The 24,144-nt window shown below is 66.6% G+C and carries 20 protein-coding genes; 17 read left to right on the top strand and 3 right to left on the bottom strand.

Annotation, left to right across the window (positions count from 1 at the left end):
- Window positions 1–155 precede the first annotated feature (155 nt).
- The 8 genes from AAIO73_RS15890 to AAIO73_RS15855 all read left to right on the top strand — a co-directional run bounded on the left by AAIO73_RS15890 (window position 156) and on the right by AAIO73_RS15855 (window position 11,892).
- The gene (locus AAIO73_RS15890; protein WP_345879214.1) at window positions 156–3,362 is read left to right on the top strand and encodes a TonB-dependent receptor; all 3,207 of its coding nucleotides are present in this window, start codon (window positions 156–158) and stop codon (window positions 3,360–3,362) included.
- 104 nt (window positions 3,363–3,466) lie between these two features.
- Complete coding sequence (locus AAIO73_RS15885; protein WP_345879212.1) at window positions 3,467–3,826, top strand: hypothetical protein; 360 nt, start codon at window positions 3,467–3,469, stop codon at window positions 3,824–3,826.
- Between the two features lie 66 nt (window positions 3,827–3,892).
- Window positions 3,893–4,318, top strand: coding sequence for a DUF2147 domain-containing protein (locus AAIO73_RS15880; RefSeq protein ID WP_345879210.1), 426 nt, complete (start codon window positions 3,893–3,895; stop codon window positions 4,316–4,318).
- Window positions 4,311–6,932: a bifunctional lysylphosphatidylglycerol flippase/synthetase MprF gene (mprF, locus tag AAIO73_RS15875; RefSeq protein WP_345879208.1), complete on the top strand. Its 2,622-nt coding sequence runs from the start codon at window positions 4,311–4,313 to the stop codon at window positions 6,930–6,932. The genes AAIO73_RS15880 and mprF overlap by 8 nt, the downstream gene beginning before the upstream one ends.
- On the top strand, window positions 6,929–7,681 hold the full coding sequence (locus tag AAIO73_RS15870) for an AcvB/VirJ family lysyl-phosphatidylglycerol hydrolase (protein WP_345879206.1): 753 nt from the start codon (window positions 6,929–6,931) through the stop codon (window positions 7,679–7,681). The genes mprF and AAIO73_RS15870 overlap by 4 nt, the downstream gene beginning before the upstream one ends.
- Window positions 7,682–7,779: 98 nt before the next feature.
- On the top strand, window positions 7,780–8,916 hold the full coding sequence (locus tag AAIO73_RS15865; RefSeq protein ID WP_345879204.1) for an HlyD family secretion protein: 1,137 nt from the start codon (window positions 7,780–7,782) through the stop codon (window positions 8,914–8,916).
- Between the two features lies 1 nt (window position 8,917).
- The gene (locus AAIO73_RS15860; protein WP_345879202.1) at window positions 8,918–10,474 is read left to right on the top strand and encodes an MDR family MFS transporter; all 1,557 of its coding nucleotides are present in this window, start codon (window positions 8,918–8,920) and stop codon (window positions 10,472–10,474) included.
- Window positions 10,474–11,892 carry an efflux transporter outer membrane subunit gene (locus AAIO73_RS15855; protein WP_345879201.1) on the top strand — a complete coding sequence of 473 codons (1,419 nt, stop codon included), beginning with the start codon at window positions 10,474–10,476 and terminating at the stop codon, window positions 11,890–11,892. Before AAIO73_RS15860 ends, AAIO73_RS15855 begins: the two co-directional genes overlap by 1 nt.
- Here the strand turns inward: AAIO73_RS15855 and AAIO73_RS15850 are convergent.
- The gene (locus AAIO73_RS15850; protein ID WP_345879199.1) at window positions 11,870–12,451 is read right to left on the bottom strand and encodes a TetR/AcrR family transcriptional regulator; all 582 of its coding nucleotides are present in this window, start codon (window positions 12,449–12,451) and stop codon (window positions 11,870–11,872) included. The genes AAIO73_RS15855 and AAIO73_RS15850 overlap by 23 nt on opposite strands.
- 275 nt (window positions 12,452–12,726) lie before the next feature.
- Here AAIO73_RS15850 and AAIO73_RS15845 point away from each other — a divergent pair, with 275 nt between their 5' ends.
- The 4 genes from AAIO73_RS15845 to AAIO73_RS15830 all read left to right on the top strand — a co-directional run bounded on the left by AAIO73_RS15845 (window position 12,727) and on the right by AAIO73_RS15830 (window position 17,283).
- On the top strand, window positions 12,727–14,118 hold the full coding sequence (locus tag AAIO73_RS15845) for an MATE family efflux transporter (protein ID WP_345879198.1): 1,392 nt from the start codon (window positions 12,727–12,729) through the stop codon (window positions 14,116–14,118).
- A gap of 139 nt (window positions 14,119–14,257) precedes the next feature.
- Entirely contained in the window at window positions 14,258–14,545 is a 288-nt protein-coding gene (gene groES / locus AAIO73_RS15840) for a co-chaperone GroES (RefSeq protein ID WP_066692772.1), read from the top strand.
- 86 nt (window positions 14,546–14,631) lie between these two features.
- Window positions 14,632–16,275 (top strand): chaperonin GroEL, encoded by a 1,644-nt coding sequence (gene groL, locus AAIO73_RS15835; protein ID WP_345879192.1) that lies wholly within the window; start codon window positions 14,632–14,634, stop codon window positions 16,273–16,275.
- Window positions 16,276–16,521: 246 nt separating this feature from the next.
- On the top strand, window positions 16,522–17,283 hold the full coding sequence (locus AAIO73_RS15830; RefSeq protein ID WP_526023818.1) for an EAL domain-containing protein: 762 nt from the start codon (window positions 16,522–16,524) through the stop codon (window positions 17,281–17,283).
- A gap of 3 nt (window positions 17,284–17,286) precedes the next feature.
- Here the strand turns inward: AAIO73_RS15830 and AAIO73_RS15825 are convergent, their stop codons facing one another.
- Window positions 17,287–17,697: a DUF2147 domain-containing protein gene (locus AAIO73_RS15825; protein WP_345879188.1), complete on the bottom strand. Its 411-nt coding sequence runs from the start codon at window positions 17,695–17,697 to the stop codon at window positions 17,287–17,289.
- On the bottom strand, window positions 17,694–17,975 hold the full coding sequence (locus AAIO73_RS15820; RefSeq protein ID WP_056001213.1) for an ETC complex I subunit: 282 nt from the start codon (window positions 17,973–17,975) through the stop codon (window positions 17,694–17,696). The genes AAIO73_RS15825 and AAIO73_RS15820 overlap by 4 nt, the downstream gene beginning before the upstream one ends.
- Window positions 17,976–18,276: 301 nt before the next feature.
- On the opposite strand from AAIO73_RS15820, the gene mdh reads away from it, so the two are divergent.
- The 5 genes from mdh to AAIO73_RS15795 form a co-directional block, all read left to right on the top strand.
- Window positions 18,277–19,239 carry a malate dehydrogenase gene (mdh, locus tag AAIO73_RS15815; protein ID WP_345879186.1) on the top strand — a complete coding sequence of 321 codons (963 nt, stop codon included), beginning with the start codon at window positions 18,277–18,279 and terminating at the stop codon, window positions 19,237–19,239.
- A gap of 65 nt (window positions 19,240–19,304) precedes the next feature.
- Complete coding sequence (locus AAIO73_RS15810) at window positions 19,305–19,739, top strand: hypothetical protein (RefSeq protein WP_345879185.1); 435 nt, start codon at window positions 19,305–19,307, stop codon at window positions 19,737–19,739.
- Window positions 19,736–20,620, top strand: coding sequence for a succinate--CoA ligase subunit alpha (gene sucD / locus AAIO73_RS15805; RefSeq protein ID WP_056001204.1), 885 nt, complete (start codon window positions 19,736–19,738; stop codon window positions 20,618–20,620). The genes AAIO73_RS15810 and sucD overlap by 4 nt, the downstream gene beginning before the upstream one ends.
- A gap of 76 nt (window positions 20,621–20,696) precedes the next feature.
- Window positions 20,697–23,660 (top strand): 2-oxoglutarate dehydrogenase E1 component, encoded by a 2,964-nt coding sequence (locus AAIO73_RS15800; RefSeq protein ID WP_345879182.1) that lies wholly within the window; start codon window positions 20,697–20,699, stop codon window positions 23,658–23,660.
- 42 nt (window positions 23,661–23,702) lie between these two features.
- The coding region (locus AAIO73_RS15795; RefSeq protein ID WP_345879180.1) for a biotin/lipoyl-containing protein at window positions 23,703–24,144 on the top strand (442 nt) is incomplete at its 3' end.

Raw genomic sequence — 24,144 nt, 5'->3', positions numbered from 1 at the left:
TGCGGGACATGGCTGTCATCGATGTGACCGATATCGGCCAAACCAATTGTCCGGACTGGCTTGACGCCTATCATGTGATAGCGCTACCACACCAACTGATCATTCGTTGCGAATGGACGCGACCCCGAATTCGGGGCGCTGGTGGGAGAGTTGAGATGTTGACGAACACCCTGTTGCGCCGTGCTGGTACCGTGTCGGCGCTGCTGCTGGCCGGCACCGCCTGGCCCGCCCTCGCCCAGACCGCAACGACCACTACCAACGAAGCGCCGACAGCCCAGACCAATGACGGCGCGGGCGCGACCCAGCCGACCGCGATCGATTCGACCGACCAGCCGCCGGCCGATCCGTCACTGACCGGCAATGACGAAATCGTCGTCACCGGCTACCGCGCCTCGCTCGCCAGCCAAACCAATGCGAAGCGCAATTCGATCGGCTTCACCGACACGATCTTTGCCGAGGATATCGGCAAGTTCCCCGACACCAACATCGCCGAATCGGTCAACCGCATCCCCGGCGTGACCATCAGCCGCGAAGTCACCGGCGAAGGCGCCAACGTCGCGATCCGTGGCCTCGGCACCAACTTCACCCGCGTGCTGCTCAACGGTGCGCCGGTCGCGATCGCCTCGGTCCGCTTCGATGCGCAAAGCACCAATCGCGAGGTCGATCTCGACCTGATCCCGACCGAGCTGTTCACCCAATTGACCGTCAGCAAGTCGCCGACCGCCAGCCAGATCGAAGGCGGCGCCGCCGGTACCGTCAACCTGCGTTCGGCCCGGCCGTTCGACAATCCCAAGCCCTATGTCAGCTACGGCCTGCAGGGATCGAAGGTCAGCAGCGCCGATAAATGGGGCTATCGCGGCCATGTGCTGGCCAGTGCGACGTTCGGCGATTTCGGCATCCTCGTCGGCGGGGCGGCGGTCCATAACCAGTTCCGCGTCGACGGGTTCGAAACCATCGGCTGGACCAACCCGAACCTGACCGCGGCACAAAGCAGCAGTTCGACCCGCAACGCGACCGGCGGCGGCAACTTCACCATTCCGGGCACCGTGCCCGCCAATGCCGGCAACGGGCTGATCCCCGGCACCGTCATCGACGAAGCGTTTTTGCTGCGCAACAATCCCGGTGCCACGATCCAGCAAATCGACAACGGCCTGCTTCCGCGTCTCGGCCGTCCGCGCACCGAAATCGGTGAACGCACGCGCTATAACGGTCTCGTCAGCCTCGAATGGCGGCCGAGCGACGCGCTGCATTTCTATGTCGATGGCATGTATGCGAAGCGTGATACCGAGTTCACCCGCAACGCGATGAACTGGGCGGTGCGCAACGGCGCGGCGATCCCGCTCAACACCACCTATGACAAGACCGACTGTTCGGTCGGCTGCACCGTCACCGGCGGCACCTATGCCAATGCGCAGTTCTTCCTAGAATATCGCCCGTACAAGGATACGCAGGACTATTGGGGCGTGAACCCCGGCGTCGAATTCGTCGTCAACGATTTCATCAAGGGCGATTTGCAGGCGAACTACACGCAGAGCAATTTCCGCCGCGAAAGCCCGACCTTCCTCGTCATCACCCCCGCCAGCAGCGGCACGACCGTCACCTACCGGAATGACGGCGGCATCCCGTCGATCACCAGCAATATCGACCTGAACGATCCGCGCAATTTCGGCTGGGCCGGCGGCGGCCGCGTCAACCTCAACGGCGAAGAGCGCCGGACCGAGACGCGCGGCATCCGCGGCAGCCTGTTGTTCGGCGACGATCAGCGCTTCAGCGTCCGCGTCGGCGGCGCCTATGACGATACGCAGCGCCGGATCACCCCGTTCGACAACACCAATCCGTGGCAGGCCGCGATCTGCGGCAACAATCCGAACGTCATCCTGCCGGGTCCGAACCGTCAGCCGCTGTGCGATGGCGCCAACTTGCCCGGAACGGTCGCGCCGAGCGGCTATCCCACCTATCCGGCCTATGGCACCGGCTTCACCGCCGGCGGTCAGCCGCTGGTCTATGGCGGGTCGCTGATCCCGACCGCCGCCGTGCCCTCGTTCCTGCTGCCCGGCGACAACGGCTTCATCACCGTCGACTGGGCCAAGGTGAAGGCCGCGACCGGCTATGACCAGTTGCTCGCCGGCGCGACGGAAATCGGGTCGGGCAGCAGCGGCGCAAATGGCGGCCTGATCCGCGAAAAGGTCACCGGCACCTTTGTCGAGATGAACGACGTCATCGATATCGGCGACAACGACACGCTGCGGCTGAACGGCGGGCTGCGCTATGTCCGCACCGAACAGATCGTCGGCGGGCGCACCACCATTCCGAACCCGCTGAACACCCGGGGCGGCGTGACCTGCCCGGGGAGCAGCGCCAACAACTTCGCGCTCGACGGGTCGTGCTATCCGGCGCTCATCAACTTTACCGAGACGAACCGCCTCTATTCGAACTTCCTGCCCTCGGCCAGCGTCGCCTACAGCTTCGGGCGCAAGGCGGTGGCGCGCGGCTCGATCTCGCGGACGATGACTCGGCCCGATCCGAACCAGCTGCTGCCGGGCGCGTCGTTCACCTCGCCCTCGGCCGATGTCGGCACGCTCGGCAACAATGCGCTGAGCCCGTATATCTCGAACAACATCGACCTCGGCTTCGAATATTATACCGGCGGCGAAGGCGTCATCGCGTTCGCGGCGTTCCGCAAATCGATCACCGGCTTCACCGTCAACGGCATCACCACCGTGCCGTTCTCGACGCTCGAACCGTTCGGCATCACCTTCGCCTCGCTGACCCAGGCACAGCAGCAGGCGCTGCTCGACCGGGCGCGTCCGGCGGGGATCGCTCCCGAAGCGGTGCCGGTGCAGATCCAGCAGCAGGTCAACGCCGACGGCAAGCTGAAGGTCAATGGTCTGGAATTCCAGGTCACCCAGCCGCTCGACTTTCTGACCCGCTATATCGGCGTCGAAGGCTTCGGCGTGCAGGGCAATCTGACGCTGATCGACCAGCGCGGCGAGGGGCAGGGCGCGCCCGCCATCGCGCTGGGCGTCGCGCCGACCACCTATACGCTGACCGGCTATTATGAAGGCAACGGCCTGTCGGCGCGGCTGACCTATACCTATAACGAAGGGTCGCAGGGGTCGGGCCTGAACCAGAACGGCCTGCCCGCCGCCGCGATCTTCGGCCGCAGCTATGGGCAGCTCGACTTCTCCGGCAATCTCGACCTCGGCAAGATCCTCGGCAACGATTACCTGCCGACCGTCGTCGTCAACGTGATCAACATCACCAAGGAAGCGCAGTCGAGCTACTTCCAGTTCCCGAACGCGACCTTCAACGAATATAATCCCGGCCGCACCTTGCTGGTCGGTGTGCGCGGGCGCTTCTGATCCCGCCCGAACCCTCCCCCAACTGACGGGCGTGGCCGATCCCTCGGCCACGCCCGTTTCTTTGCTTGACGTCGCCGCCCGGTTCGCCGCACCGCAGCACCGTCATGACCAGCCGCATCGATCCGCCGCGCGCCGGACGGCGCAACCGTCGCGACACGCTTGACGAGCGAACCTGCCAGATGATCTGCCCGATCGCCGCGGCGATGGTCGGCGTCTGTCTGACCGGCATCGGCCTGCTCCACGTCACTATCACCTTCCGCGCGCGCCAGACCATCGCCGACGATCTGCTGTCGATCGACGCGCTGATCTTCCTGATCGCGACGCTCAGTTCCTATTTCGCGTTGCGCGTTCAGGGCGTGCGCCGGCTGCACTGGCTGGAGCGGATCGCCGATGCGACTTTCATCAGTGCGATGCTGCTGCTGACCGCCGCCTGTTTCCTCATCACCTATTCGCTCAATCGGTAGAAGATTACCGATTGTTCAGCGCGCGCTGAACGCCCGGCAAGAATGCGGCGGCTACATCCCCCGATCATGAAGGGGATGCGGGCGATGCGCACATGGTTGGCGATACTGGCGGCGACACTCGCCGTGCCGGCGGCGGCGGCACCCGCCCCGGCGGGGATATGGATCAGCCCGCACCACGACGTGGCGGTACGCACCGCCGCCTGTGGCAGCCGGCTGTGCGGCTGGGTCGTCTGGGCCAGTCCCACTGCCCAGGCCGATGCCCGCGCCGGCGGCACCGACCGGCTGATCGGCACCGAACTGCTTGAGGATTATGCCGCCACCGGCAACGGCGCCTGGGCGGGCACGGTGTTCGTCCCCGATATGGGCCGGCGCTTTTCGTCGCGGATCGAACTGCCCTCCGCCGACAGCCTGCAGATTCGCGGCTGTCTGATCGGCGACATGCTGTGCCGGACGCAGCGCTGGACCCGCATCGCTCAGGTGCCGCATGGCTGAGCTGCGCCGCTGGATCGAACGCTATCGCACGCCGATCGGCGTCCTGATCGTCCTCGCGCTGATCGGGCTCGGTTTCGCCGCGCTCGAACATCTGACGCAGGAGGTGCGCTTCGCCGATGTCCGCGCGGCGATGCACGCGCTGTCGCCGCACCGGATCGTGCTGGCGCTGCTGGCGACGGCGGGGAGCTATCTGGCGCTGACCTTCTACGACCTGCTGGCCCTGCGCGTGATCGGCCGCCCGCTGCCATGGCGCACCGCCGCGCTCGCCTCCTTCACCAGCTATACGCTCAGCCACAATCTCGGCCTCGCGCTGCTGACCGGCGGGTCGGCCCGCTACCGCATCTATACCGCCGCCGGGCTTGACGGCCCCGATGTCGCCCGCGTCGTCGCCATCGCCAGTGGCACCTTCTGGGCCGGGGTCGTCAGCGTCACCGGCGCGGCGTTGCTGCTTCACCACGGCCCGCTCGATCTGGTCGGGCTGAAGCTGAGCGCAGGCCAGGTCGCGCTCGCCGGCTGGGCGATCGCCCTCCTCGCCATCGCCTCGCTCGCCGCCTGCGCGCTGGTCCGCAACCCGATCCGCCTGTTCGGCTTCACCATCCCGCTGCCGACGCCGACGCAATTGCTGCTCCAGATCGCCATCGCGCTGCTCGACATCAGCTGCGCCAGCGCCGCGCTGTTCGTGCTGATCCCCGGCGCGACCCCGGCGCTGCTCCCCGCCTTCATCCTCGCCTATGCGCTCGGCATCGTCGCGGCGGTCGTCACCCATGTTCCCGGCGGCATCGGCGTGTTCGAGGCGGTGGTGCTGGCGGTCGTCCCCGCAGGTCGCGCGACGCTGTTCGCCGCGCTGATCGCGTACCGCGTGCTCTACTATCTGTTGCCGCTCGCGCTCGGCATCCTCGTGCTGGCATGGCATGAGGGCGCACGGCAGCGGCGGCGCTCGGTCCGCTTCCTGTCGGGCGTGCGCGCGGTCGCCACCGGCGTCGCCCCGCTCGCCTTAAGCGCCGCGACCTTCACCACCGGCGCGATGCTGCTGCTGTCGGGATCGCTGCCGTCGGTCCGCGCGCGCATGGGCGACCTCGCCGCGATCCTGCCGCTGCCGATGATCGAGGCGAGCAGCATCGCCGCCAGCCTGACCGGCACCGGGCTGCTGTTGCTGGCCCCCGCTTTGTATCGCCGGCTCGACGGCGCATTCGTCGCCGCCCGTGGACTGTTGATCGTCGGCGCGCTCTTCTCGATCGGCAAGGGGCTGGATTATGAGGAAGCGACGATCTGCCTGACCGTCGCCGCGCTGCTGCAATGGACGCGCAGCGCCTTTTACCGCCGCACGACGCTGACCAGCCAGCCGATCGGCCCCGGCTGGATCGCATCGGTCGCAGCGGTCATCGCGCTGACCATCTGGGCGGGCTTCTTCGCCTATCGCCACGTGCCCTACTCCGAAAATCTGTGGTGGAAATTCGCGCTGCACAGCGATGCACCCCGCTTCCTGCGCGCATCGCTGGGCGTGATCGTGATGCTGGGCGGGGCCTGTATCTGGCGGCTGATGGCACCGACCGCCGCCCCGCTGCGTGCCGCCCCCTCCGCCATCGACGCCGCCAGCGTCCGCCGGATCCTGAACGCCGCCAACCGCACCGATGCGATGCTGGCGCTGACCGGCGACAAACGCTTCCTGCTGTCGCAGGCGGGCGACGCCTTCGTCATGTATCAGGTGTACGGCACCAGCTGGATCGTAATGGGCGATCCGGTCGGCCCGCGTGAAGCATGGGGCGAACTGCTGTGGAACCTGCGCGATCTCGCCGACCGCGAACAGGGGCGGCTGCTGCTCTACGAAGTCTCCTCTCCCGTTCTCGACATCGCGATCGGCATGGGGCTGAACATCGTTAAATATGGCGAGGATGCGGTGGTCGACCTCACGACCTTCACCCTCGACACCCCCCGCCTGCGCGCGCTGCGCAAGTCCGAACGCGCCGTCGCGCGCAAGGGCGCGACGCTGCACATCGTCGCTGCCAGCGAACTTAGCACCATCATCGACGAACTCGAAAGCGTGTCCGACGAATGGTTGATGGCCAAGGCGCAGCGCGAAAAGGGCTTCAGCCTGGGCCATTTCGACCGCGCCTATCTCAGCCATTTCGACGTCGCAGTGGTGACGATCGACGACCGCATCGTCGCCTTCGCCAATCTATGGCTGACCGCATCGAAGAACGAAGCCTCGGTCGACCTGATGCGCCACCGGATCGACGCACCGCCGGGAACGATGGATTTCCTGCTCGTCAACCTGATGCTGTGGGCGCAGGCGCAGGGCTATGCCCGCTTCTCGCTCGGCATGGCGCCGCTGTCGGGGATCGAGGATCGCCGCCTCGCCCCCGCCTGGGCCAAGGCGGCGGCATTCATCTTCCGCCATGGCGAGCGTTTCTACGGCTTTCGCGGGCTTCGTACGTACAAGGAAAAGTTCGCCCCCGGCTGGGAGCCGCGCTACATCGCCGGCCCCGGCGGCATCGGCCTGTTGCAGGGGTTGCGCGACCTTTCCCGCCTGATCGGCCGCCCGCAGCCTGCCCAATATCTGCCCCCCGCCCCCGCGTCCGCCGCCCCCACGGACGAAGCGAAAGTCCATCCATGACCCTGTCGCCTCGCGCCCGCCGCCGCCACCGCCTGCGCCGCCGGATCGGCATCAGCGCGCTGCTCGCCGGGCTGCTGATGCTGCTCGCGCTGGCCGCACCCGCCCTCCACCTAATCGATACCCAGTCGATCCGCTTCTTTCAGGGGCGCGAGCATCCCGACGTCGTCGCGGTGTACTTCTCCGGCGACATGGGGCTGCGCTTCGGCATGGGCAGCAAGGTCGTTCCCGCGCTCGCCGCGCACGGCATTCCGGTGATCGGGGTCAGCTCGCCGGTCAATTTCGGCACGACGCGCAGCCGGGCACAGGCCGATGCGATCGTCACCGGCGCGATCCGCACCGCGCTGGCGCAAACCGGGGCGCGCCGCGTGATCCTGATGGGCCAGTCGTTCGGCGCCGATATCGTCTCCGCCATCGCCCCCGACCTACCCGCCGACTTGCGCGCGAAGGTCGCGGCGATCAACGTCGTCGTGCCGGCGCAGACGGTGTTCTTCCGCTCCGACCCGACCGGCATCCTCTATCACGGCACCCCCGACGCGCACCCGGAGGCCGGGATGCGCGCGCTGCACTGGGCGCCGGTCATCTGCATCTATGGCAGGCAGGAAACCGAAAGCCTGTGCCCGACCCTGCGCGGCAGCGGCGCGCAGGTCGTCGGCCTGCCCGGCGGGCATTTCCTGCGGAACGACGATCAGTTGCTGATCGCCACCATCCTCGCCACCCTCCGCACCGCCGACCCATCGATCCTGACGTGAAGAATCTGACCCGTCGACCTTGAACCGGACACTTTGTCCGCTTATTGTGCGATGCAGCGGGCGAAGCGGCGTTCCGCGGCTTTTCGGAACGACCACGCATGACCGACCACCAGCCCGACGAAGTGCCCGCCACTGTCCAGGACGAACCCGTCCCGACCCGCAAGAACGGCCGGGCTAAGGTCATCCTGCTGCTCCTGCTCGTCGTCGCGCTGGTCGCCGGCATCTGGTGGTACATCGGCTACCAGAACCACGGCAGATATATGCAGGAGACCAACGACGCGACCGTGCAGGCCGACATGGTCACGATCGCCCCGCGCGTGTCGGGCTATGTCGCCGAGGTGCTGGTCGCCGAAAATCAGGACGTGAGCGCCGGCCAGCCCTTGGTCCGCATCGACCCCCGCGACGCGCGCGCGCAGGCGGCACAGGCCGAGGCGCAGATCGCCGTCGCCGGCGCACAGGCCGATACCGCCCGCGCCCAGATCGCCGAACAATATGCCGCGATCGATCAGGCGCGCGCGCAACTCGCCGCCGCGCGCAGCAAGGCCGCCTATGACGCTGCCGAGGTCGCGCGCTATCGCCCGCTCGCCGCGTCGGGCGCCGAAACCCGCCAGACGCTGGCCCAACTCGAGGTCACCGCGCGTCAATCCGCCGACAATGTCCGCGCCGCGGAGGCCGCCGTCGCCGCCCAGCAGCGCCGCGTCGGCTCGCTCGACGCCCAGGTGGCGCAGGGCCGCGCACAGGGGCAGGCCGCCCGTGCCCAGCTTGCCGCTGCGAGTGTCGATGTCGGCGCGACGCAACTGACCGCGCCGATCGGCGGGCGGATCGGCGACCGGACGGTGACGATCGGCCAATATGTCCAGGCCGGCACCCGGTTGATGTCGATCGTGCCGCTCGACCGCCTCTACATCACCGCCAATTTCAAGGAAACGCAGCTCGCGCTCATGCGGCCGGGCCAGCCGGTCGAGATCCATGTCGACGCGCTCGACGATGTGCCGATCAAGGGCCGCGTCGAAAGCCTCGCGCCGGGTACCGGCGCGCAATTCTCGCTGCTGCCGCCACAGAATGCGACCGGCAACTTCACCAAGATCACGCAGCGCGTGCCGGTCCGCGTCTCGATCGAGGCGACGCCCGCCGCCCGCCGCCTGTTGGTTCCCGGCCTGTCGGTGACCGTCACTGTCGACACCAAATCGGCGAAGGACGAAATCGAGCAGCTTCGCGAGCAGGCGGGGCGCTGACATGGCCAGTGCGGCGAAGACCGCCGCCGCCCCGCCGCAGCGCGCCGACCTGAGCGCGTGGCTGGCGGTGATCGCGGGCAATCTCGGCGCGCTGATGGCGACGCTCGACATCTCGATCGTCAATTCCGCGCTGCCGACCATTCAGGGCGAAATTGGCGCCAGCGGGACCGAGGGGACGTGGATCGCCACCGCCTATCTGGTCGCTGAAATCGTCATCATCCCCATGGCCGGCTGGTTGCAGCGGATGCTGGGCCTGCGCACCTTCCTGCTGATCGCCGCCGGGCTGTTCACGATCTTCTCGGTCGTCTGCGGCATCGCCACCACCTTGCCGATGATGATCATCGGCCGCGTCGGACAGGGGTTCACCGGCGGGGCGATGATCCCGACCGCGCAGACGATCATCGCCCAGCGCCTGCCGCGCTCGCAGCAGCCGATCGGCATCGCCGTGTTCGGCGTGACCGCGATCCTCGGCCCGGTGCTCGGGCCACTGGTCGGCGGCTGGCTGACCGAGAATATCAGCTGGCATTATGCCTTCTTCCTCAACGTCCCCATCTGCGCGATCCTCGTCACGCTGCTCCTCGTCGGCCTTCGCCACGAAAAGGCGAAGCTGGAACTGTTCCGCGAGGCCGACTGGTTCGGCATCGCCGGCTTGGCGCTGGGACTTGGCGGCCTCACCGTGTTGCTGGAGGACGGGCAGCGCGAACAATGGTTCGATTCCGACCTGATCCGCTGGATGGCGTTCGTCAGCGCGACCGGTTTCGGCTTGCTCTTCTACGGACAGGCGACGGCGCAGCGCCCGATCATCAAGCTGAAACTGCTGCTCGACCGGCAATTCGGATCGGTCGCGCTGATGGGCGTGGTGCTCGGCATCGTCCTCTACGGCACCAGCTACGCCATCCCCCAATTCCTCGCGGCGCTGGCCGATTACAACGCGTTGCAGGCGGGCAAGGTCGTGCTGCTCTCGGGCATCCCCAGCCTGATCCTGATGACGATGGTCCCGATCCTGCTCAAACGAATCGATATCCGCATCGCTGTGTCGGCCGGGCTACTCATCATGGGCAGCGCCGCGCTGCTCGACGCGAACCTGACCGCGCAATCCTCAGGCCCCGACTTCACCGTGTCGCAACTGCTGCGCGGCGTCGGGCAGATATTGGCGATGCTGTTCCTCAGCCAGGCCTGCGTCCGCTCGGTCCCGCCCGAGGAGGCCGGCGACGCGTCGGGCCTGTTCAACGCGATGCGCAATCTGGGCGGCAGCTTCGCGCTGGCCGGAATCTCGATCCTGCAGGACCAGCGCATGTATTTCCATTCGCGCCGGATCGAGGAAAGCCTGAGCGCCAACAGCCCGTCGGTGCAAGACTATGTCCACGGCCTCGGCCAGTCGGTCGGCGACCCGGCCGCCGGATTACGCCTGTTATCGCAACAGATTGCGCAACAGGCGCTGACGATGACCTACAACGACATCTTCTGGATCATGGGCATAGGCGCCTTCGCCGTCCTGCCGTTGGTCCTGTTCCTGCGACCGCTGCCTACGGGCGCCGAACCGGCAATGGTGCATTGATGACCCGATCTTTTCCCCTGCTCGCCCTGTTGCTGCTCGGTGCCTGTACCGTCGGCCCCGACTATGCCGGCCCGCCTGCAACGGCATCGGATACGAACCGCTTCGTCCGCGCGACCGACGCGGCGCTCACCCCCGCGCCCGGCCTCGCCCGCTGGTGGGAGGGTTTGAACGATCCGCTGCTAACCCGCCTCGTCGACGACGCGCTGACCGACAGCCCGACCATCGACCTCGCGACCGCCCGCCTGCGCGAGGCCGAAGCGCGGCTGGGGCAACAGCGCGCCGGCCAGCTCCCCAGCGCCAGCGCCAACGGCACCGCGATCTTCGCCGAACTCCCGCCGATCGAACGGGGGGCGGGCGGCACCAGCGCCAGCTTCTACAATCTCGGTCTCAATGCCTCGTGGGAGGCCGACCTGTTCGGCGGCGGCCGCCGGACGGTCGAACAGGCACAGGCGACCGCCGGTGCCCGCCGCGCCGACCTCGCCGACGCGCAGGTATCGCTGTCGGCTGCCGTCGCGCAGGCCTATGTCGCGCTCCGCGACGTCCAGGCGCGGATCACCTTGAGCGAAACCAACGCCCGCCTGCAACAGCGCCAGCTCGACCTCACCCGCCAGCGCTTCGCCGCCGGCACCGCCTCCAAACTCGCGATCGAGCGGCTCCAGACCCAGCTGGAAAATACGCAGGCGGAGACGATCCCGCTCGCCGCGCAGCGCGATGAATATCTGAACCAGCTCGCGGTCCTGACCGGCCGCACCCCCGGCACGCTCGACGCGACGCTGGCCCCGCCCGCCCCGGTGCCGCTCCCGCCGCAAAGCGTCGCGGTCGGCGATCCCGCATCGCTGATCGCCCGCCGCCCCGATATCCGCGCGGCCGAGCGTCAGCTCGCCGCCGGTACCGCCGCAATCGGGGTCAGCAAGGCGCGCGAACTGCCCGGCATCCGCTTCCTCGGGTTGTTGGGGCTCGGCGGCACCTCGCCCGAAAAGATCTTCGACCTCGGCAATCTCGCCGCGCTCGCCGTACCGTCGCTCAACTGGTCGTTCCTCGATTTCGGCCGCGCAAAGGCCGCGACGCGCGTGTCGGAGGCGCAGCGCGATCAGGCCGATGCGACCTATCGCCGTACCGTGCTCGACGCGTTGCAGGATGCTGAGACCGCGCTGTCGCGCTTCGGCAACCGCCGCCGGCAACTGGGGCAATTGGTCCAGGTCGAGGCGACCGCCGCCCGCGCCGCCGCGCTCAACCGCCAGCGCGTCGCCGCCGGCACCGCGACGTTGATCGATCAGCTCGACGTGGAGCGCCAGCAACTCGCGGCCGCCAGCGCCGTCGCGCAGGCGCGCGCCGGGCTGACGCAAAGCTATATCGCGGTGAACAAGGCGCTGGGCCTGGGCTGGACCGATCCTGTCAGCGCGGACGCAGCCCCGTAAACAGCAGCCGCAACCCCGTCTCGATCTGCACGCCGACTTCGTCGTCGCTCATCACCGGCAGCACCAGACTGCCGGCCATGCGCAGCGCGATCACCAGATCGCGGGGGGTGGCGTCGGCCCGCACCTCGCCGCGCCGCTGCGCCGCGTGGAGCGCCGGTGCGAGAATCGCTTCCATGCGGACGCCCAGCGCCTGAAACGCCGCGCGATTGGCATCGTCGAGATGCAGTTCGGCCGAAATCCGTGCGAACAGCGAAAACGCACCCGTCCCGGCGCGCACCATCGTCGCGATCGTATCCATGATCGGCGCATCGGGATCGAGCATCGCTGCCAGCCGGTCGACCTCGCGCGAAAAGATCGCCAGCGCCAGCGCCTCGCGATCGTCGAAATTGCGATACAGCGTCGCCCGGCCGACCCCGGCGGCGGCAGCAACGGTCTCCAGCGGCACGCCATAGCCCTGTCCGGCGAAACAGGTCGCCGCCGCATCGATCAGCGCATCGCGCCGCAACTGCGCATCGCGCCGCGGCGCGCGGTTCGGCCGTGGCTCGGCATTGTCGGTCATCGCCTCATCCTACCGGGATTTACCGGCGACGTCATCGGGTGGACACAGGCTACCGCTCGCACCGTCACTCCCACGAAGGGGCGCGGGAGAATACAAACCATACCGTTCGTGCTGAGTAGGGAATGAGCGAAGTCGAAGGCCCGTATCGAAGCACCTGTGGCGGTCCTTCGATACGCCGCTTCGACAGGCTCAGCGGCTACTCAGGACGAACGGTGTAGCAGGTGACGATCCTCCCCAACTGGCCTCCCCCCGTCGAACCCGTTACACGCGCGCCCATGACCAACGCAGCCGCCCCTGCCGCACCCGCCAGCGCCCGCGCCGAACTGGCCGCGACGCTGCGGTTGGCGGCACCCTTGGTCGGCGCGAACCTGTTGCAGATGGCGGTTTATGCCGTCGATGTGGTGTTCGTCGCCCGGCTGGGTGCGGTCGAACTCGCCGCCGCCACGCTCGGCGTCTATATCTACAGCGTCATCCTGTTCGCCATGTCGGGTCTGGTCGGCGCCGCCGCGCCGATCATCGCCGCCGAACTCGGGCGTCGCCGCCATGCCGTGCGCGAGGTACGACGCTCGTTCCGCATGGGCGCATGGATCGCGGTGCTGGGCAGCCTGCCGTTCATGGCGCTGCTGGCGCATGGTGAGAGCCTGTTGCTGCTCGCCGGACAGGATCCGCGCGTCGCGGTGCGCACCGACGCGTTTCTCGACATTCTGCTCTGGGCGATGATTCCGGCGCTGGCCGGCACGGTGATGCGGATCACCGCCTCGGCACTTGGGCGCGCCGGCTGGGCGATGGCGATCACCGCCTTGGGCCTTGTCGTCTCGATCCTCGCCAACTGGTTGCTGGTGTTCGGCAATCTCGGCTTCCCCGCATTGGGGCTTGAGGGGTCGGCGATCGCCAGCCTGAGCACCGCGATTGCGATGATGCTCGCCTATGCCATCGTCCTGCTTGCCGATCGCCGGCTGCGGCGCTTCCGCCTGTTCGGCAATTGGTGGCGCGGCGAATGGGCGCGCCTGCGTCAGATCGTCGTGCTCGGCGTGCCGATCGCGGCGACGATGACGTTCGAGGGCGCGCTGTTCTCCGCCGCCGGCTTCCTGATGGGCCGGATCGGCGTGACGGAGGTTGCTGCGCACGCCATCGCGCTGCAGATCGCCGCTTTCCTGTTCCAGGTGCCGTTCGGCATCGCCCAGGCGGCGACGATCCGCGTCGGTCTCGCCTATGGCGCGCGCGATCGGGTGTGGATCGGGCGGGCGGGCTGGGCGGCGCTGGCGGTCGGCACCGGCTTTATGGGGTTCACCGCGCTGCTGCTGTGGATCGCACCGCGCGCGTTCATCTCGGTCTATGTCGATACGCAGGCACCCGCCAACGCGGCGATGGTCGCGCTGGCGCTGCAATATCTCGCCGTCGCTGCCGTGTTCCAGTTGGCCGACGGGGCACAGGCGGTGGCGGCGGGCGTGTTGCGCGGGGTACAGGATACGCGGGTGCCGATGGTAATCGCGTTGATCGGTTATTGGGGGATCGGCTTTACCACCTCGGTCGTGCTCGGCTTCTGGACTGGACTGGCCGGCGTTGGGGTGTGGATCGGGCTGGCGCTCGGGCTGCTCGCCGTCGCGCTGCTGCTGGTCGACCGCTGGCGTCGCCGCGATCGGCTCCGGTTGGTTCGACCCGTCTGACGGGCGCCACGTACCAGCATCAAAATTGTTCCCGGTGCGCTTGACGGTCGATGAACGGCTGCACATATCCCGGCTGCTGGCACTCCCGAACGGTGAGTGCCAAGACATGTTTCGGACTACCAATTAAAGGGAATCGCGCATGAACTTCCGTCCGCTGCACGACCGCGTGCTCGTCCGCCGCGTCGAAGCCGAGGAAAAGACGCTCGGCGGGATCATCATCCCCGACACCGCCAAGGAAAAGCCGCAGGAAGGCGAAGTCGTCGCCGCCGGCGCCGGTGCCAAGAACGACAAGGGCGAAGTCGCCCCGCTCGACGTCAAGGCCGGCGACCGCATCCTGTTCGGCAAGTGGTCGGGCACCGAGGTCAAGGTCAACGGCGAAGACCTGCTCATCATGAAGGAATCGGACATTCTGGGGATCGTCGGCTGAGCCGACGGGTATCAACCCCGGCGAAGGCCGGGGCCCAGATCAAAGAATCCTGACCAACTCAATTCCATTCTGAAAGGGTAGCCACCATGGCAGCCAAGGACGTAAAATTCGGTCGTGACGCCCGCGAACGCATCCTGCGCGGCGTCGACATCCTCGCCGACGCGGTGAAGGTCACGCTGGGGCCGAAGGGCCGCAACGTCGTCATCGACAAGTCGTTCGGCGCGCCCCGCATCACCAAGGACGGTGTGTCGGTCGCCAAGGAAATCGAACTGAAGGACAAGTTCGAGAACATGGGCGCACAGATGGTGCGCGAAGTGGCCTCGAAGACCAACGACATCGCGGGCGACGGCACCACCACCGCCACCGTGCTGGCCCAGGCGATCGTGCGCGAAGGCATGAAGTCGGTCGCCGCCGGCATGAACCCGATGGACCTGAAGCGCGGCATCGACATCGCCGTGACCAAGGTGGTCGAGGACGTGAAGAGCCGTTCGAAGCCCGTCTCGGGTTCGTCGGAAGTCGCGCAGGTCGGCATCATCTCGGCCAATGGCGACCGTGAAGTCGGCGAGAAGATCGCCGAAGCCATGGAAAAGGTCGGCAAGGAAGGCGTCATCACCGTCGAGGAGGCCAAGGGTCTCGAATTCGAACTCGACGTCGTCGAAGGCATGCAGTTCGACCGCGGCTATCTGTCGCCCTATTTCATCACCAACCCGGAAAAAATGCAGGTCGAACTCAACGACCCGTACATCCTGATCCACGAGAAGAAGCTGTCGTCGCTGCAGGCGATGCTGCCGATCCTCGAAGCGGTGGTGCAGTCGGGCCGTCCGCTGCTCATCATCGCCGAGGACATCGAAGGCGAAGCGCTGGCGACCCTCGTCGTCAACAAGCTGCGCGGCGGCCTGAAGGTCGCAGCGGTCAAGGCACCGGGCTTCGGCGATCGTCGCAAGGCGATGCTCGAAGACATCGCGATCCTGACCAAGGGCGAAGTCATCAGCGAGGACCTCGGCATCAAGCTCGAGACCGTCACGCTCGGCATGCTGGGCACCGCCAAGCGCGTCACGATCGACAAGGACAACACCACCATCGTCGATGGTGCCGGTGAAGCCGAAGCGATCAAGGGCCGCACCGATGCGATCCGTCAGCAGATCGAAGTCACCTCGTCGGACTATGACCGTGAAAAGCTGCAGGAGCGTCTGGCGAAGCTCGCCGGTGGCGTCGCGGTGATCAAGGTCGGCGGTGCGACCGAGGTCGAGGTGAAGGAGCGCAAGGACCGCGTCGACGACGCGCTGCACGCGACCCGCGCGGCCGTCGAAGAAGGCATCGTCCCGGGCGGCGGCACCGCGCTGCTGTACGCGACCAAGGCGCTCGAAGGCGTGACCGGCGTGAACGACGACCAGACGCGCGGCGTCGACATCGTCCGCAAGTCGCTGACCGCGCTGGTGCGTCAGATCGCGCAGAATGCCGGCCATGATGGTGCGGTCGTCTCGGGCAAGCTGCTCGACCAGAGCGACACGTCGTTCGGCTTCAATGCTTCGACCGACCAGTATGAGAACCTCGTCGCCGCCGGCGTGATCGACCCGACCAAGGTCGTCCGCACCGCGCTGCAGAACGCGGCCTCGGTCGCCGGCCTGCTCATCACCACCGAAGCGACCGTTTCGGAACTGCCCGAGGACAAGGCTCCGGCCATGCCCGCCGGCGGCGGCATGGGCGGCATGGGCGGCATGGACTTCTGATCGAACGTGGCCTGCGCGAGCGATGGCTCGCGCAGGACGCACGTCGATCCGGCCGGCGGGTGCCTGTCACCCGACCGACGGGCGGCGGCTTTGCCGTCGCCGGATCCGGACCCGAACAAAAAGGCCGGGAAGGGTGGTCCCTTCCCGGCCTTTCTGCGTCCACCCCTCATCCGAAAAGCTGACGAAGATACTTCACATCCGGTTAGCGACTTGCGCGTAGAACGGCGGCAGACGGGAGAACTCCGAATGCCATCAGGTTGCGACGGTTGCCGCACAAGACAACAGGATTTCGCGATCGCGATGGCGTTCCAGCCGATCGTCGACGTCGAAACCGGCCTGCCCTTTGCCTATGAGGCCCTGGTCCGTGGCAGCGAAGGACAAAGCGCCGCGACCGTGCTGTCGGGCGTGACTCGCGAAAATCGCTATGCGTTCGACCAGCAATGTCGCGTCGCCGCGATCGAGGGCGCTGTCGCCGCCGGCATCCTCGACACCGACGCGCGGCTGTCGATAAACTTTTTGCCCAACGCGGTATACTCACCAGTCGCCTGCATCCAAGTCACCCTCGCCAGCGCGCGGGCGAGCGGCCTGCCGACCGAACGACTGATCTTCGAATTCACCGAGAACGAACAAATGGGCGATGTCGGTCATGTCCGGACGATCGTCGACGCCTATCGCCGGATGGGCTTCGCCACCGCGCTCGACGATTTCGGCGCCGGTCATGCCGGCCTCGGGCTGCTGGCACAGTTCCAGACCGACATGCTTAAGCTCGACATGGACCTGATCCGCGGCATCGACGTCAGCACGCCCCGCCGCCTGATCGTCGAGGGAATGGTGCGGATCGCTACGTCGCTCGGCATGGCGATCATCGTCGAAGGGGTCGAGACGATCGAGGAATATGCCGTCCTGCGCGCGATCGGCATCCGCTTCATGCAGGGCTATCTGTTCGCCCGCCCGGGACTGCGCTGCCTGCCCGAGATCACCCTGCCCCGGATCGCCGAGGCCGCCTGATCGTCAGGCCGCCGGCTTCCACGTCTGCGTCTGGCACAGGAACGCGATACACCCCTGCACCTTCAGCGTGCCGTCGCCGTTGCGTGAGACAATCGACTTGTACGTCTTGCCGTTGCGCGGATCATAAATCCGGCCGCGCCAGTCCTTCCCGGCATCGGTGAAACCACTGAGGATCGGCATCCCCAGAATCGGTCGCGAGCGCAGCGCCGGGTCGCTGTTGTTCACGTCGGTCTTCGGCGCGTTCGGCTCGGCCTTGAGGATACGGACCAATTTGCCGCACATGGTGGCGCCGCAACGGCCGATCTCGATCACGCCCGACCCGTCCTCGGTAACGTAGCGCCCGGCGATGGGCGTCGCCGCCAACGCCGGCATGGCAATCAGCATGGCGGTCGCGGCGAGGCAGGTGCGGATCATTTGAAGTTGTCAGCGTAGGCTTGCAGCTTCAACTTGCGTTCGGGTGCCGGCACGACGTGGAAATCGATACCTTCGCGCTTCGCATAGTCGGTCGCCGCGTCGAGCGAAGGGAAGCGCAGCTTCACCTGCTCGCGGGTGTCGCCCGACCCGGCCCAGCCGGTCAGCGGATCGGCCTGCTTCGGTTCGGCCGGTTCGAATTCGAGCATCCAAATCTGCGTCTTGGCGCGCCCCGACTGCATCGCGTTCTTGGGATACTGATAGATACGGGCGTTGGGCATGGACGAAACCTTGAGTAGCGATCGAGATTATAGGTCTGCATAGCAAAGCCCGCGCCGCTTGCCATCAGAGTCGCACGTTCGAACGCACCGAATCGCGCTTTGTCGCCTCGATCGGCCGATATGGCGGCATATTTTGAGATGTGCGAACGCCGAACCGGGAATTTCTGCGGTATTGGTACTTTATTGCATTTGCGATCCATTATCGATAAGATACGCTTTAGGGTTGTTTCTCATCCCGAAACGCCGTACAGCGCCCGCGTCGCGGCAGGACCGCGCCCGACTTGCTACGGAGAGAGACGTCTTGGCTCGCAAGAAGATCGCGCTGATCGGCGCTGGCAACATCGGCGGCACGCTCGCCCACCTCGCTGCTCTGAAGGGGCTGGGCGACATCGTTCTGTTCGACGTCGTCGACGGCGTGCCGCAGGGCAAGGCGCTCGACCTGTCACAGTGCGGCCCCGTCGAAGGGTTCGACGCTACGATCACCGGCACCAACGACTATGCCGATATCGCGGGCGCGGACGTCATCATCGTCACCGCCGGCGTCGCCCGCAAGCCGGGTATGAGCCGCGACGACCTGCTCGGCATCAACCTGAAGGTGATGAAGGCCGTCGGCGAGGGCATCAAGAACAACGCCCCCGACGCATTCGTCATCTGCATCACCAACCCGCTCGACGCGATGGTGTGGGCGCTGCGCGAATTCAGCGGCCTGCCGCACAACAAGGTCGTCGGCATGGCCGGCGTGCTCGACAGCGCGCGCTTCAGCCACTTCCTCGCGGACGAGTTCAAGGTGTCGGTCAAGGACGTCAACAGCTTCGTGCTGGGCGGCCATGGCGACACGATGGTCCCGGTCCTCGAATATTCGACCGTGTCGGGCATCCCGGTCACCGACCTGATCGAAATGGGCATGTCGACTAAGGAACGCGTCGACGCCATCGTCAAGCGCACCCGCGGCGGCGGCGGCGAGATCGTCGCGCTGCTCAAGACCGGTTCGGCCTTCTACGCGCCCGCCACCAGCGGCATCGCGATGGCCGAAGCCTATCTCTATGACCAGAAGCGCGTCCTGCCGTGCGCGGCGTATCTGTCGGGCGAATATGGCGTCGACGATCTGTATGTCGGCGTGCCCGTCGTGATCGGTGCCGGCGGTGTCGAAAAGATCGTCGAAGTGAAGCTGGGCGACGAAGCCAAGGCGAACCTTCAGGTATCGGTCGATGCGGTCAAGGAACTGCTGGTCGCCTGCAAGGGGATCGACGAGACGTTGGCGTAAGGTCGGTGAGCTACGACCTCCTCGTATTCGACCCTAGCGTCGCTCCCAGAGGACGTGCTGCATTCATGCAGTGGTTCGAAGCGCAGACGGATTGGGGCGAAGGCGAGGGAACGGTCGAAGCACTGCCCGAGGCTTTGCGACACTGGCATCAGGCCATGCTTCTGGCATGGCCTGATATGCAGGAAGTAGAGGACGATCGGATCGATGACCCGCACGTCACCGGGTACAGCGTGGGCGCCCATGTGATCTACGTCGATTTCCGCTGGTCTGTTGCCGAAGAAGCCTATGAAGCAGTTCGCCGGCTAGCGGTCGAGCATCGGGTCGGTTTTTACGATGTAAGCGGAGACGAGGGGAACGGAGAAATCTATTTCCCCGGCGACGAACGCAGCCCTCCCTCCGGCGGTGCATGGCGTGAGGTCGCCGATCAGTTCAAATCGCTTGAAGATACGCCCGCGACGCCGAAGGCGAGCTGGCTCAATATATTTCGGAGAACGCAATGAGCATCCTCGTCAACAAGAACACCAAGGTCATCACCCAGGGGATGACCGGCGAAACCGGCAGCTTCCATACCAAGGCGGCGCTGGAGTACGGCACGCAGATGGTCGGCGGCGTGACGCCGGGCAAGGGCGGCACCGAGCATCTGGGTCTCCCGGTCTACAACACCGTCGCCGAAGCCAAGTCGAAGACCGGCGCCGACGCCTCGGTCATCTACGTTCCGCCGCCCTTCGCCGCCGATTCGATCCTCGAGGCGATCGACGCCGAAATCCCGCTGATCGTCGCGATCACCGAAGGCATTCCGGTGCTCGACATGGTCAAGGTCAAGCGCGCGCTGTCGGGGTCGAAGTCGCGGCTGATCGGCCCGAACTGCCCGGGCGTGCTGACGCCGGGCGAGTGCAAGATCGGCATCATGCCGGGTTCGATCTTCAAGAAGGGTTCGGTAGGCGTCGTCTCGCGCTCGGGCACGCTGACCTATGAAGCGGTGTTCCAGACCTCGAACGCCGGCCTGGGTCAGACGACCGCCGTCGGCATCGGTGGCGATCCGGTCAACGGCACCAACTTCATCGACGTGCTGGAGCTGTTCCTCGCGGACGACGAAACCCAGTCGATCATCATGATCGGCGAGATCGGCGGCGATGCGGAGGAACAGGCCGCGCAGTTCCTGATCGACGAAGCGAAGCGTGGCCGCAAGAAGCCGATGGCCGGCTTCATCGCGGGCCGCACCGCCCCTCCGGGCCGTCGCATGGGCCATGCCGGCGCGATCGTGTCGGGTGGCAAGGGCGACGCGGAAAGCAAGATCGCGGCGATGGAAGCCGCCGGCATCAAGGTTGCGGCGAGCCCCAGCGAGCTGGGTTCGACGCTGCTCGAAGTGCTGAACGGTTGAAGGTGACTTGCCCCGTGCGACCACCCGCACGGGGCACCGCCCGGTTCGACCGGGCACAAGCGGACAGGATGTGACCATGGGCTACGAAGGCCAGGATTTCGACATCGCCGCCGGCGTCAGCCCGGCATTCGTGGAAACGCTTTATGGTCGCTACCGCGAGGATCCCTCGTCGGTCGATGCCGGCTGGCGTCAGTGGTTCGAAGGGCTGGAGGGCGCGACGCAGCATCCCAGCTGGGCGAGCAAGCGCTGGCCGCTGACCGACACCGACGAGCTGACCGCCGCGCTCGACCCGACGCAGATGGAGCCGGCGCCCAAGCCCGCGCGCGGCGGCAAGCCCGCCCCGGCAGCCGCTGCCCCCGCTGCGCCCAAGGTCGATGTGGCGAAGGCCGCCGGCGACGCGATCCGCGCGCAGATCCTGATCCGCACCTATCGCGTGCGCGGCCATCTTGCTGCCAATCTCGATCCGCTCGGCCTCGCCCGGCGCGAACTGCCCGAAGACCTGCGCACCGAATATCACGGCTTCTCGGATGCCGAGATCGACACGCCGGTGTATCTTGGCGGCACGCTCGGCCTCGAATGGGCGACCGTACGCGAGATCGTCGACATCCTGCGCGCAAATTACTGCGGCAATGTCGGCCTCGAATATATGCACATCGCGGACGTGGAGGAGCGCAAGTTCCTGCAGGACCGGATGGAAGGCCGCGACAAGGCGATCCAGTTCAGCCCCGAAGGCAAGCGGGCGATCCTCGCCAAGGTCATCGAGGCGGAACAGTGGGAAAAGTTCCTCGGCCGCAAATATGTCGGCACGAAGCGCTTCGGCCTCGACGGCGGTGAATCGATGATCCCGGCGCTCGAAGCGGTCATCAAATATGGTGGTCAGCTCGGCGTGCGCGAAATCGTCTACGGCATGGCGCATCGCGGTCGCCTGAACGTGCTGACCAACGTGATGGCCAAGCCGTTCCGCGTGCTGTTCCACGAATTCGCGGGCGGCAGCGCCAACCCCGACGATATCGGCGGTTCGGGCGACGTGAAGTACCACCTCGGCACCTCGACCGACCGCAGCTTCGACGACGTGTCGGTGCACATGTCGCTGGTCGCCAACCCCAGCCACCTCGAAGCGGTCAACCCGGTCGTGCTGGGCAAGGTGCGCGCGCAGCAGACCTTCCGTGGCGACCTCGAAAAGCACGAACAGGTGCTCCCGGTCCTGATCCATGGCGACGCGGCATTCGCGGGTCAGGGGATCGTGTGGGAATGCCTCGGCTTCTCGGGCATCCGCGGGTACAACACCGGCGGCTGCGTCCACTTCATCATCAACAACCAGGTCGGCTTCACCACCAGCCCGCAATTCGCACGCTCGTCGCCCTATCCGTCGGACGTGGCGAAGGGCGTGCAGGCGCCGATCTTCCACGTCAACGGCGACGATCCCGAAGCGGTGACCTTCGCCACCAAAATGGCGATCGAATTCCGTCAGGCGTTCAAGCGCGACATCGTCATCGACATGTGGTGCTATCGCCGCTTCGGCCATAACGAAGGCGACGAACCGTCCTTCACCCAGCCGCTGATGTACGCGAAGATCAAGGGCCATCCCGGCGTCAGCGACATCTATGGCAAGCGGTTGCAGGAAGAAGGCGTGATCGACGACGCATTCGTCGCCGCCAAGACCGCCGAGTTCACGCAGCTGCTCGAAGGTGAGTTCGAGAACGCCAAGAGCTACAAGCCCAATCGCGCCGACTGGTTCGCCGGTCGCTGGTCGGGCCTGCACGCGCCGATGGATGCTGAAGGCTCGCGTCGCTCGGTCGATACCGGCATCGAACAGAAGCTGTTCGACTCGCTCGGCCGTACGCTGACCACGATCCCTGACAGCATCCAGGTCCACAAGACGCTCTCGCGCGTCCTTGACGCCAAGCGCGCCATGTTCGCCAATGGCGAAGGCTTCGACTGGGCGACGGCCGAGGCGCTGGCCTTCGGTTCGCTGCTCTCGGAAGGCTTCGGCGTCCGCCTGTCGGGGCAGGATTCGGGTCGCGGCACCTTCTCGCAGCGCCACGCGGTGTGGGTCGACCAGACCGACGAGCATAAGTACGTCCCGCTCAACAATATCGAGCATGGCAGCTTCGAGGTGCTCGACAGCCCGTTGTCGGAATATGGCGTGCTCGGCTTCGAATATGGCTATGCGCTCGCCGATCCGAAGGCACTGGTCATCTGGGAAGCGCAGTTCGGCGATTTCGCCAACGGTGCGCAGATCATGATCGATCAGTTCATCGCGGCGGGCGAGGCCAAGTGGCTGCGCGCCAACGGCCTCGTGATGATGCTGCCGCACGGCTATGAAGGCCAGGGTCCGGAGCATAGCTCCGCACGTCTCGAACGCTTCCTGCAACTGTGCGCTGGCGACAATATGCAGGTCGCCAACGTCACTTCGCCGGCGAACCTGTTCCACCTGCTGCGCCGCCAGATGCATCGCAATTTCCGCAAGCCGCTGGTCATCATGACGCCCAAGTCGCTGCTGCGGCACAAGCTGGCGGTGTCGAAGACCGAGGACTTCCTGCCGGGTACCCACTTCAAGCGGCTGCTGTCCGATCCGTCGGCACCGGCCGATGCGAACACGACCCGGCTGGTGCTGTGTTCGGGCAAGGTCGCGTTCGACCTGATCGAGGCGCGCGATGCGGCCGGCGATACGCAGACCCAGATCGTCCGCGTGGAACAGATTTACCCGTTCCCGTCGGACGCGCTGGTCGAGCGCCTGAAGCGACTGCCCAACCTGACCGACGTGGTCTGGGCACAGGAAGAGCCGAAGAATAACGGTTCGTGGTTCCTGGTCGAACCGGCGATCGAGGAAGCATTGGCCGAGGCCGGTGCCCCGGTCGCACGCGCCCGCTATGCCGGTCGCGCGGCGGCGGCATCGCCCGCCACCGGGCTGATGAAGCGGCACCAGGCCGAACAGGGCGCGCTGGTCGCCGATGCGCTCGGCCACAATGTCCGCGACGAAATCCGCCGCACCCGTCAGGCCGAGGGCGACCGCGCCACCGGCAAGGCCGCATCCTAACCGTGTTATTACCCCCGACACGGGGGAGATGAGGAAGATCCGATGGCAACCGAAGTTCTGGTCCCCACGCTGGGCGAATCGATCACCGAAGCGACGCTGGGCGAATGGTTGAAGAAGCCCGGTGAGGCGGTCGCCGCCGACGAACCGATCGCCAGCCTCGAAACCGACAAGGTGTCGGTCGAGGTGCCGGCACCCGTCGCGGGCGTCATGGGGCAGCACGCCGTGCAGCCCGGCAACACGGTGTCGGTCGGCGCGATGATCGCGACGATCGAATCGGGCGACGGCGCCGCCGCTGCCCCGAAGGCGGAAGCCGCTCCGGCACCCGCCGCAGCCACGCCTGCCGCCGCCCCGGCCGCTGCGCAGCAGGCTCCGGCCGCTGGCGACAGCAATGTCGACGCCGCCGCGCTGTCGCCGTCGGTGCGTCGCGCGATCCTCGAACACGGTGTCGACCCGGCCAAGGTCAAGGGCACCGGTCGCGACGGTC

The organism is Sphingomonas epibiotica, from assembly GCF_039615155.1.
Lineage (GTDB): Bacteria > Pseudomonadota > Alphaproteobacteria > Sphingomonadales > Sphingomonadaceae > Sphingomonas.
The sequence above is the reverse complement of the archived record's forward strand: the minus strand, read 5'-3'. Positions and strand labels throughout refer to the sequence as shown.

Coding starts and splice junctions, on each gene's coding strand:
- AAIO73_RS15890 (WP_345879214.1), top strand. CDS start 156: ATGTTGACGAACACCCTGTTGCGCCGTGCTGGTACCGTGTCGGCGCTG.
- AAIO73_RS15885 (WP_345879212.1), top strand. CDS start 3,467: ATGACCAGCCGCATCGATCCGCCGCGCGCCGGACGGCGCAACCGTCGC.
- AAIO73_RS15880 (WP_345879210.1), top strand. CDS start 3,893: ATGAAGGGGATGCGGGCGATGCGCACATGGTTGGCGATACTGGCGGCG.
- mprF (WP_345879208.1), top strand. CDS start 4,311: ATGGCTGAGCTGCGCCGCTGGATCGAACGCTATCGCACGCCGATCGGC.
- AAIO73_RS15870 (WP_345879206.1), top strand. CDS start 6,929: ATGACCCTGTCGCCTCGCGCCCGCCGCCGCCACCGCCTGCGCCGCCGG.
- AAIO73_RS15865 (WP_345879204.1), top strand. CDS start 7,780: ATGACCGACCACCAGCCCGACGAAGTGCCCGCCACTGTCCAGGACGAA.
- AAIO73_RS15860 (WP_345879202.1), top strand. CDS start 8,918: ATGGCCAGTGCGGCGAAGACCGCCGCCGCCCCGCCGCAGCGCGCCGAC.
- AAIO73_RS15855 (WP_345879201.1), top strand. CDS start 10,474: ATGACCCGATCTTTTCCCCTGCTCGCCCTGTTGCTGCTCGGTGCCTGT.
- AAIO73_RS15850 (WP_345879199.1), bottom strand. CDS start 12,451: ATGACCGACAATGCCGAGCCACGGCCGAACCGCGCGCCGCGGCGCGAT.
- AAIO73_RS15845 (WP_345879198.1), top strand. CDS start 12,727: ATGACCAACGCAGCCGCCCCTGCCGCACCCGCCAGCGCCCGCGCCGAA.
- groES (WP_066692772.1), top strand. CDS start 14,258: ATGAACTTCCGTCCGCTGCACGACCGCGTGCTCGTCCGCCGCGTCGAA.
- groL (WP_345879192.1), top strand. CDS start 14,632: ATGGCAGCCAAGGACGTAAAATTCGGTCGTGACGCCCGCGAACGCATC.
- AAIO73_RS15830 (WP_526023818.1), top strand. CDS start 16,522: ATGCCATCAGGTTGCGACGGTTGCCGCACAAGACAACAGGATTTCGCG.
- AAIO73_RS15825 (WP_345879188.1), bottom strand. CDS start 17,697: ATGATCCGCACCTGCCTCGCCGCGACCGCCATGCTGATTGCCATGCCG.
- AAIO73_RS15820 (WP_056001213.1), bottom strand. CDS start 17,975: ATGCCCAACGCCCGTATCTATCAGTATCCCAAGAACGCGATGCAGTCG.
- AAIO73_RS15810 (WP_345879185.1), top strand. CDS start 19,305: ATGCAGTGGTTCGAAGCGCAGACGGATTGGGGCGAAGGCGAGGGAACG.
- sucD (WP_056001204.1), top strand. CDS start 19,736: ATGAGCATCCTCGTCAACAAGAACACCAAGGTCATCACCCAGGGGATG.
- AAIO73_RS15800 (WP_345879182.1), top strand. CDS start 20,697: ATGGGCTACGAAGGCCAGGATTTCGACATCGCCGCCGGCGTCAGCCCG.